This window comes from Sphingobium sp. (assembly GCF_003248505.1).
Taxonomy (GTDB): Bacteria; Pseudomonadota; Alphaproteobacteria; order Sphingomonadales; family Sphingomonadaceae; genus Sphingobium.
Window position 1 is genome coordinate 20,982 of sequence record NZ_QFOA01000039.1, and the last position, 9,752, is coordinate 30,733.

The 9,752-nt window shown below is 63.6% G+C and carries 10 protein-coding genes; all 10 read left to right on the top strand.

From position 1 onward, the window contains the following. Positions 1-8 precede the first annotated feature (8 nt). Entirely contained in the window at positions 9-1,577 is a 1,569-nt protein-coding gene (nusA, locus tag DI606_RS12600) for a transcription termination factor NusA (RefSeq protein WP_293983498.1), read from the top strand. A 6-nt stretch (positions 1,578-1,583) separates the two neighbouring features. After that, positions 1,584-1,820: a 4-oxalocrotonate tautomerase family protein gene (locus DI606_RS12605; RefSeq protein ID WP_293983500.1), complete on the top strand. Its 237-nt coding sequence runs from the start codon at positions 1,584-1,586 to the stop codon at positions 1,818-1,820. Positions 1,821-1,883: 63 nt separating this feature from the next. Beyond that, entirely contained in the window at positions 1,884-2,546 is a 663-nt protein-coding gene (locus DI606_RS12610; protein ID WP_293983502.1) for a DUF448 domain-containing protein, read from the top strand. Positions 2,547-2,612: 66 nt separating this feature from the next. Further along, on the top strand, positions 2,613-5,183 hold the full coding sequence (gene infB / locus DI606_RS12615) for a translation initiation factor IF-2 (protein WP_293983505.1): 2,571 nt from the start codon (positions 2,613-2,615) through the stop codon (positions 5,181-5,183). A 47-nt stretch (positions 5,184-5,230) separates the two neighbouring features. After that, the gene (rbfA, locus tag DI606_RS12620; protein WP_293983508.1) at positions 5,231-5,632 is read left to right on the top strand and encodes a 30S ribosome-binding factor RbfA; all 402 of its coding nucleotides are present in this window, start codon (positions 5,231-5,233) and stop codon (positions 5,630-5,632) included. A gap of 63 nt (positions 5,633-5,695) precedes the next feature. Then, entirely contained in the window at positions 5,696-6,592 is an 897-nt protein-coding gene (locus DI606_RS12625) for an alpha/beta fold hydrolase (protein WP_293983510.1), read from the top strand. A gap of 11 nt (positions 6,593-6,603) precedes the next feature. Then, a complete protein-coding gene (locus tag DI606_RS12630; protein ID WP_293983512.1) occupies positions 6,604-7,182 on the top strand; it encodes a thymidine kinase in 579 nt (192 codons plus the stop codon). 33 nt (positions 7,183-7,215) lie between these two features. Then, on the top strand, positions 7,216-8,109 hold the full coding sequence (truB, locus tag DI606_RS12635) for a tRNA pseudouridine(55) synthase TruB (protein WP_293983515.1): 894 nt from the start codon (positions 7,216-7,218) through the stop codon (positions 8,107-8,109). A 17-nt stretch (positions 8,110-8,126) separates the two neighbouring features. After that, entirely contained in the window at positions 8,127-8,396 is a 270-nt protein-coding gene (rpsO, locus tag DI606_RS12640) for a 30S ribosomal protein S15 (RefSeq protein WP_293983518.1), read from the top strand. A gap of 174 nt (positions 8,397-8,570) precedes the next feature. Further along, a partial coding sequence (locus DI606_RS12645) for a polyribonucleotide nucleotidyltransferase (RefSeq protein ID WP_293983521.1) occupies positions 8,571-9,752 on the top strand: 1,182 nt, incomplete at its 3' end.

The following is a 9,752-nucleotide window of genomic DNA, read 5'->3' on the forward strand; positions in this document are numbered from 1 at the left end:
ATAACGACATGGCCAACGCCATTTCCGCCAACAAGGCCGAGCTGATCGCCATCGCCAATTCGGTGGCGAGCGAAAAGATGATCGACAAGGCCATCGTCATCGAGGCGATGGAAGATGCGATCCAGCGCGCGGCGCGCGCCCGCTACGGCGCGGAGAACGATATTCGTGCCAAGCTCGATCCCGACAGCGGCGACCTGCGCCTGTGGCGCGTCGTGGAAGTGGTCGATTTGGTTGAGGACTATTTCAAGCAGGTCGACCTCAAGCAGGCGCAGAAACTGAAGAAGGACGCCGTCGTCGGCGACTTCATCGTCGATCCCCTGCCGCCCATCGACCTTGGCCGTATCGATGCGCAGTCCGCCAAGCAGGTGATCTTCCAGAAAGTCCGCGACGCGGAGCGCGAGCGTCAGCACGAGGAATATAAGGACCGCGTGGGTGAGATCATCACCGGCGTCGTCAAGTCGGTCGAGTTCGGCCACATCGTCGTCAATCTGGGCCGCGCCGAGGGCGTGATCCGTCGCGATCAGCAGATTCCGCGCGAAGTCGTGCGTGTCGGCGACCGCATCCGTTCCGTCGTGTTGAACGTACGCCGTGAAAATCGCGGACCTCAGATTTTCCTTAGCCGCGCGCATCCCGAATTCATGAAAAAGCTTTTCGCGCAGGAAGTCCCCGAAATCTACGACGGCGTCATCACCATCATGGCTGCCGCCCGCGATCCGGGTAGCCGCGCAAAGATCGGCGTTATCAGCCGTGACAGCAGCATCGATCCGGTCGGCGCCTGCGTCGGTATGAAGGGCAGTCGCGTGCAGGCGGTCGTTCAGGAAATGCAGGGCGAAAAGATCGACATCATCCCCTGGTCGGAAGATACCGCCACGTTCGTCGTCAACGCGCTTCAGCCCGCACAGGTCAGCCGCGTCGTCATCGACGAGGAGGAGGAACGTATCGAGGTCGTTGTGCCCGACGACCAGCTCAGTCTCGCTATCGGTCGCCGTGGCCAGAATGTCCGCCTCGCCAGTCAGCTGACCGGTAAGGCCATCGACATCATGACCGAAGCCGATGCGTCGGAGAAGCGTCAGAAGGAATTCGTGGCGCGGTCCGAACTGTTCCAGAACGAGTTGGACGTGGACGAGACGCTTTCTCAGCTTCTGGTGGCCGAAGGGTTCGGCGAACTGGAAGAAGTCGCCTATGTCGAAGTGGACGAACTCGCCTCGATCGAGGGTTTCGACGAGGAACTCGCCGCCGAATTGCAGAGCCGCGCACAGGAAGCGCTGGAACGTCGCGAGGCTGCGGCCCGTGAGGAACGCCAGGCACTGGGCGTCGAGGACGCGCTTGCCGACATCCCGCACCTTACCGAAGCGATGCTGGTGACGCTGGGGAAGGCGGGCATCAAGACGCTCGACGATCTCGCCGATCTTGCCACCGACGAACTGGTGCAGAAGAAGCGCGTCGACCAGCGCCGCCGCAAGACCGAAGGCAATGAGGACAAGGGCGGCATTCTCGCCACCTATGGCCTCACCGACGAGCAGGGCAATGAAATCATCATGGCTGCCCGCGCCCACTGGTTCGAAGAGGAAGCGTAAGCGCTCATGCCCTTTGTCGACATCCGTCTGGCGGGCAACGCCACTCGCGAGCAGAAGGCCGCGATCGTTGCCGATGTCACCCGGTCGCTCGTGGAGCGGCTGGGCAAGCCGGCGGCTGCCGTTCAGATCGTGATTTCCGAAATTTCCACCGAAAACTACGCGGCCGGCGGGCAATTGCTCGCCGACCGCGCGTCGGCGGCTCAACCAAGGGAGGACGCCCATGCAGCGGTCACTCCCCGATGAGAGAATAGCCGCTCTCCACAGCGTCGGACTTGCCATGCCATCCGCTTTGACGGAGGAGCGCGCATGACCGAACGCAAATGCATATTGACCGGCGACCGCGCCGATCCCGAAACGCTTGTCCGCCTCGCGGTGGGGCCGGAAGGGCAGATTCTGCCCGATATCCGTGCCAAGGCTCCGGGCCGAGGGGCGTGGATCGGCGTCACCCGACCGGACCTCGAAACCGCGCTGGCGAAGGGCAAGCTCAAGGGCGCACTCGCGCGGGCGTTCAAAACGAACGATCTCGTCATTCCCGACGACCTGCCTGCCATGATTGAGGATGGCCTGCGTCGCACGCTGCTCGATCGGCTGGGGCTGGAGGCGCGTGCGTCGATGGTTTTGACGGGATCCGAGAAAATCGATGTCGCGTGCCGCAAGGGGCAGGTCCGCCTCCTGCTGCACGCAAGCGACGCCGCTGCCGACGGCAACCGCAAGCTTGACCAGGCGCTACGCGTCGGACAGGAAGCGGAAGGCACGGATTTGGCGGGTATCACCTTGCCTGTGGACCGCCATGCCCTATCTATGGCAATGGGGCGCGACAATGTCGTCCATATCGCGGTGATCGACTCGCGCGCGGCGTCACGCCTGCGTGCGGCCATAGGCCGCTTGGAAAGCTATCTGGGTTGCGCTACCGGAACGCCTGCGCAGGCGGAGCATGACTCCGCCGATGCGGCAGGCGTCCACGGCTAAGCATCTGTATAGGGCGCCGACGGGCCTTTCCGGTCGGGATGTAAGTGAAGGGTATAGTTCAGTCGTATGAGTGACAGCAAGGAAGACAAGCCGGTTCTGGGTCGCAAGCCGCTGGGCATCAAGCGGACCGTGGAATCCGGTCAGGTGCAGCAGCAGTTCAGCCATGGCCGCAAGAATACGGTTGTGGTCGAGGTGAAGCGGCGCCGTGTCCTGGGCAAGCCGGGCGAAGGCACCGGTGCTGCCCCCGCGACTGCGCCCCAGCCCGATCCGGCACCGGTGCAGCGTCCCGCCGCTCCCCCGCCGCAGCAGCGTGCGCCCCAGCCTGCCGCTCCCTCGCGCCCCTCGCCGCCGCAGAGCCTGATGTCACGTCAGGAACTTCAGGCGAAGCTGCTGCGTGAGGCTGAGGAGGCTCGCATGACCGCGCTGGAGGAAGCGCGCCGTCGCGAGGATGCCGCCCGCGTCGCTGCGAGCGAGGAGGAAAAGCGCCGCGCCGAGGAAAATCGCCTCGCTGCCGAAGCGCCCGTACCCGAAGCGCCTGCCGCTCCTGAGGTTCCGGTCGCAGCCGAACCTGTGGAAGCGCCTGCCGCCCCGGCGGCGGAAGCTGTTCCTGAGGTTCGTGAGGAAGCGGCGCCCGCACAGCCTGCTGCCGTCACGCCCCCGCCGCGTCGCTTCACACCGGTTACCCCTGTGAAGCGTCCGGAACCTGCCAAGCCCGAGCGGGCGAAGCGTGCCGACGACAACCGTCGTCAGTCGGGCAAGCTGACTGTTACCCGCGCGCTGGCCGACGACGACAGCGCACGTGCGCGCAGCCTCGCCGCGCTGAAGCGTGCGCGTGAAAAGGAGCGTCGCGCGCATTATTCGGGCGGCAGCCAGCAGCGTGAAAAGCAGGTTCGCGATGTCGTGGTGCCTGAAAGCATCACGGTGCAAGAACTCGCCAACCGTATGGCCGAAAAGGGCGCGGATCTGGTCAAGGCCTTGTTCAAGATGGGCACGGCGGTCACGCTCAACCAGGCGATCGATCAGGACACCGCCGAGCTGCTGGTCGAGGAATTTGGCCACCGGATTCAGCGTGTGTCCGATGCCGACGTCGAGATTGGCATGGAAGGCGAAGTCGATGCGCCCGAAGCGCTGAAAATCCGTCCGCCCGTCGTCACCATCATGGGCCATGTCGATCACGGCAAGACCTCGCTGCTCGACGCACTGCGCGGCACCAATGTGGTATCCGGCGAAAGCGGTGGCATCACGCAGCATATCGGTGCTTACCAGATCAAGACGAAGAGCGGCGACCTTGTCACCTTCCTCGACACGCCGGGTCACGAGGCGTTTTCGGAAATGCGCGCACGCGGTGCGAACGTTACCGACATCGTCATTCTGGTGGTCGCGGCCGATGACGGGCTGATGCCGCAGACGATCGAGGCGATCAACCATACGAAGGCCGCTGGCGTTCCGATGATCGTCGCGATCAACAAGGTCGACAAGCCCGACGCCAATCCGCAGAAGGTGCGCGAGCGCCTACTCGAACATGAAGTCATCGTCGAGGATATGGGCGGCGAGACTCAGGACGTCGAAGTGTCGGCGCTCAAGCGGACGGGTCTGGACGACCTGCTCGACAAGATCATGCTTCAGGCCGAATTGCTCGAACTCACCGCCAACCCGGATCGTCCTGCCGAAGGCAATGTGGTCGAAGCTCAGCTCGACAAGGGTCGCGGCGCGGTCGCTACCGTGCTGGTGCGCAAGGGCACGCTCAAGATCGGCGACACCTTCGTCATCGGTTCGGAAAGCGGCAAGGTCCGCGCGATGATCAATGACAAGGGGCAGCAGGTGAAGATCGCCGGTCCTTCGACCCCGGTCGAGGTTCTGGGCCTGTCGGGTGTCCCGATGGCGGGCGATCAACTTACCGTCGTCGAAAACGAAGCGCGTGCTCGCGAAGTTGCTGCCTATCGTCAGGAACAGGCGACCAAGAAGCGCACGACCGCCGCACCGACCAGCTTCGAACATATGTTCTCGGCGCTCAACACCAAGGTCATCGAATATCCGGTGGTGGTGAAGGGGGACGTGCAGGGTTCTGTCGAAGCGATCGTGTCGTCGCTGAACCGCATTTCGACCGATGAGATCAAGGTCCGCATCCTGCATTCGGGCGTCGGCGCGATCACCGAAAGCGACGTGACGCTGGCTGCGGCCAGCCGGGCGCCGCTGATCGGCTTCAACGTGCGTCCCAATGCCAAGGCACGCCAACTGGCCGAACGCGAAAAGATCTCGCTGCGTTATTACGATGTGATCTACGACCTCCTTGAAGAAGTTCGTGGCGAAATGGCGGGGCAGCTTGCACCCGAGCGGATCGAAACGATCGTCGGTCGGGCCGAAGTGCTTCAGGTGTTCCCTGCGGGCAAGAAGGACAAGGCGGCAGGTCTGCTGGTACTGGACGGCATCATCCGCAAGGGGCTGGCCGCGCGTCTTACCCGCGACGATGTCATCGTGTCTCGCACGAACATCGCCTCGCTTCGCCGCTTCAAGGACGATGTGTCGGAAGTGCGGGCAGGCATGGAGTGCGGCGTGGTGCTGCACGACACGAACGACATCAAGGCCGGCGACACGCTCGAACTGTTCGAGGTCGAGGAACGCCAGCGCACGCTGTAATGTGGAAAGCCCCTCCCTCCACCGGGAGGGAGGAGGTTTTGTAATCCATGGTCCAATCGTCCGAAGGCCCTTCCGTCCGCCTGCTGCGTGTGGGCGAACAGGTTCGCCATATCCTGTCTGAAATTCTCCAGCGCGGGGATGTGCATGACGATGTGCTGACCAGCCATGTCGTTAGTATTACCGAAGTCCGCATGTCACCCGATCTTCGTCACGCCACCGTGTTCGTAAAGTCGTTGCTGGGACAGGATGAGGAAGCGGTGCTGAAAGCGCTGCGGACGAACACTGCCTATCTGCAACGCGAGGTCGCGCATCGTACGCGCCTGAAATATGCCTCCAAACTCAAGTTCCTTGCAGACGAGAGTTTCGACGAAGGCAGCCACATCGACCGGTTGCTGCGCGATCCCAAAGTGGCGCGCGACCTGACGCAGGACGAGCAGGCCGAGGAATAATCTTTCGACGCGCCCGCTCGGGGTCGCTACCGTCCGTTCGACTGGACTTGAAAGGGCGGCTGGATGAAGAGCGGAATGTGGGCTGTGGCAACCTTGGCCATCGTGGCGGGACCGGCTTTTGCCAAAGAAGCCGCGCCCCTGTCCGCAGTTATCGCCGATCCCGCGCCGGACGCGGCTTATCCTGCCGGCATGAGTGCCGTCGTCATTCCCGCGCAGGGCGGTGCGATGAACGCGGTCATGTACAGCGCTGCCGGGCCCGGCACGCACCCCACGCTTCTTTTGCTTCACGGCTTTCCCGGCAACGAACAGAATCTCGATCTGGCACAGGCGGCGCGCCGTGCCGGATGGAATGTCCTGACGCTGCATTATCGCGGCAGTTGGGGCAGCCCCGGGACTTTTTCCTTCGGCAACGCGTCCGAAGACGCCTTCACCGCGCTCCAGTTTCTTCAGCAACCCGCGACCGTCGCCAAGTTTCGCATCGATACCAGCGCTCTTGTCGTTGCGGGGCACAGCATGGGCGGCTTTATGGCGGCGGATGTCGCCGCAGCAGAGCCTCGGGTCGCGGGCCTTTTTCTGATCGATCCGTGGGACCCGTCTCAGACCGTCGCGGCGCTCTCCACGCCGCAGGGGGAGGCTGCGTGGAAGGCGGAGGTCGCAGGAGACCTTCCGCCGCTTGCCGGTGCGACCTATGAAAGCCTGACGGCAGAAATCAGGGGCAATGCCGACAAATTCGACCTTGGCCGCCGCCTTGCCGGTTACGGTCGCCGCCCCTTGAGCATCGTGGGCGCGGAGCGCGGCATCGGCGATCAGGCGCGCCGCGCCGCAGCAGATGCACAGGCGGCGAACCCGCAGGCACGGCTGACGATCTGGCCGACCGACCACAGCTTTTCCGACAGACGCATCGCGCTGGCCGATGCGCTCGTTCGCTTCCTCGCTGGCGTCGCGCCCACGATCCGTTAGAGGATTGGGCGATGGCGAAGCTCTATTTCTACTATAGTTCGATGAACGCGGGCAAATCGACCACGCTGCTGCAATCGGACTTCAACTATCGTGAACGCGGCATGGAAACGATGCTGTGGACCGCAGCGGTAGACGACCGCTATGGGCGGGGGCGGATCGTGTCGCGCATCGGGCTGGAGTCGCACGCGCATTTGTTCGACAGCGAAGTAGACACCTACGCAGCGATTGCGCGGCAGCATGAGGCGACGCCCCTTTCCTGCGTCCTGTTGGACGAAGCGCAGTTCCTGACGCGGGATCAGGTCTGGCAACTGGCGGCGGTTGCGGATCGCCTTGGCATCCCGGTCCTTTGCTACGGCCTGCGCACCGATTTTCAGGGGGAGCTTTTCCCCGGCAGCGCCTATCTGCTCGGCATCGCGGACGTGCTGTCGGAGATCAAGACGGTGTGCGATTGCGGGCGCAAGGCCATCATGAACCTGCGCGTCGACGGGCAGGGGCGGGCGATCCGTCAGGGCGCGCAGACAGAGATCGGCGGCAACGATCGCTACATCGCGCTGTGCCGCCGTCACTTCGTGGAGCAGATGCAGGGCTGACAGCGGCATCCGGTCCGTTTAAGGCCCGCCGCCATGCATGGCTGGATCATCCTGGACAAACCGCACGGCCTCGGCTCCACCCAGGCGGTGAGCGCCGTCAAGCGCGCTCTGCGCCAGAGCGGGGCGGGGAAGGTCAAGGTCGGCCATGGCGGCACGCTCGACCCGCTGGCGACCGGGGTGCTGCCGATTGCCGTCGGGGAAGCGACCAAGCTTGCGGGGCGGATGCTCGACAGCGACAAGATCTACGACTTTACTGTCTACTTCGGTGTCCAGACCGACACGCTCGATCTGGAGGGGAAGCCGATTGCCCACAGTGACCATCGCCCCGGCCGGGCGGCGGTCGATGCTGTCCTGCGGCGCTTCACCGGCCCGATCGAACAGGCCCCGCCCGCCTACAGCGCCATCCTGATCGACGGCCAGCGCGCCTACGACCTTGCGCGCAAGGGCGAGGCTGTAGAGATGAAGACGCGCGCAGTCACGATCCATAGCCTGACGGTTCAGGGGCAGGAGGAGGGGGAACGGGGGCTGACCGAAGTCACGTTGACCGCCCATGTGTCGAAGGGAACCTATATCCGCAGCCTTGCCCGCGACATTGCGATGGCTCTCGGCACGGTGGGTCATGTCACGATGCTTCGCCGGGTCAAGGCGGGGCCCTTCACGCTCGATTCCGCGATTTCGCTGGACAAATTGGACCAAGCTGCTAGGGGCGGCCACCTCGGTAGTCTTATGCTGCCGTTGACGGCGGGGCTGGACGACATCCCGGCCCTTCCCGTCACTCCCGATGATGCGCTCGCTCTCCGCCAGGGGAAGGCGCTTATGGGGAAACCGCACACCGGTCTCCTGCTGGCGATGCTGGGCGATACGCCCATCGCGCTGGTGCAGTCCAGTGGCCCGGAAATCCGGGTGGTGCGCGGCTTCAATCTCTAGATACGAAAGGAAGCCCGATGTCGATCACTGCAGAGCGCAAGGAAGCGCTGATCAAGGAACATGCCCGCGCCGAAGGCGACACCGGTTCGCCCGAAGTCCAGGTTGCGATCCTCTCTGAGCGCATCGCCAACCTGACCGAGCATTTCAAGGGTCATCATAAGGATAACCACAGCCGTCGCGGCCTGCTGATGCTGGTCAACAAGCGTCGTTCGCTGCTGGACTATCTCAAGAAGAAGGATGAGGGCCGCTACGCCGACCTCATCGCCAAGCTGGGCCTGCGCAAGTAAGTCTGCTACAGAAGGAACGGCCCCCAACGGGGCCGTTTCCGATTCCGGGATGGGCGCAATTCGGCGACCCGTTCCGTCCCAGGGGCCATAGGATGCTCCACACCGCAGCGGGCCGGTTAGCCCGCAGATGAGGCCCCGCCGGGCAATAGGGCCATGGCGGGCGAAGGAAAAAGCATGTTTGATGTAAAGAAAGTTTCGATCGAGCTGGCAGGCAAGACCCTGACTCTCGAAACCGGTCGCATTGCGCGTCAGGCCGACGCCGCCGTGCTGGCGACCTATGGCGAGACGGTGGTGCTGTGCGCCGTGACCGCCGCCAAGTCCGTAAAGGACGGGCAGGATTTCTTCCCGCTCACCGTCCACTATCAGGAAAAATATTCCGCCGCCGGTCGTATTCCGGGTGGCTTCTTCAAGCGCGAGCGCGGTGCGACGGAAAAGGAAACGCTGGTTTCCCGCCTGATCGACCGTCCGGTCCGCCCGCTCTTCCCCGAAGGTTTCTATAACGAGATCAACGTCATCGCTCAGGTGCTGAGCTTCGATGGCGAGAGCGAGCCCGACATCGTGGCGATGATCGCCGCATCGGCCGCCCTGACCCTTTCGGGTGTGCCCTTCCTCGGCCCCATCGGCGCGGCGCGCGTGGGCTACAAGGATGGCGAATATTTGCTGAACCCCTCGCTTGAGGAAGCCAAGGCCGGCGAACTCGACCTGGTCGTCGCTGCCACGCACGACGCTGTGATGATGGTCGAATCCGAAGCGAAGGAACTGTCGGAAGACGTCATGCTGGGCGCGGTCCTGTTCGCGCACGACGCGTCGAAGAAGGTCGTGAACGCGATCATCGATCTTGCCGAACAAGCCGCGAAGGATCCGTGGGACATCGCGCAAGGCGACGATCTCGACGACCTTAAGAAGAAGCTCAAGAAGCTGATCGGCAAGGACATCGCCGCAGCCTACAAGCTGACGGACAAGTCGGCCCGCTCCAACGCGCTGAACGAAGCGCGCGCCAAGGCGAAGGCGCAGTTCGCCGCCGACGGCCTCGACGCCCAGACCGTGATGGCGGGCATCAAGCTTACCAAGAAGCTGGAAGCCGAAATCGTGCGCACTGCCATCCTCAAGGAAGGCAAGCGCATCGACGGTCGCACGACCACCCAGATCCGCCCGATCGAGGCGATGGTCGGCTTCCTGCCGCGCACGCACGGTTCGGCGCTGTTCACCCGCGGCGAGACGCAGGCGATCTGCACCACCACGCTGGGCACCAAGGATGCCGAGCAGATGATCGACGGCCTGACCGGCCTGCACTATGAAAACTTCATGCTGCACTATAACTTCCCGCCCTATTCGGTCGGTGAAGTGGGCCGCTTC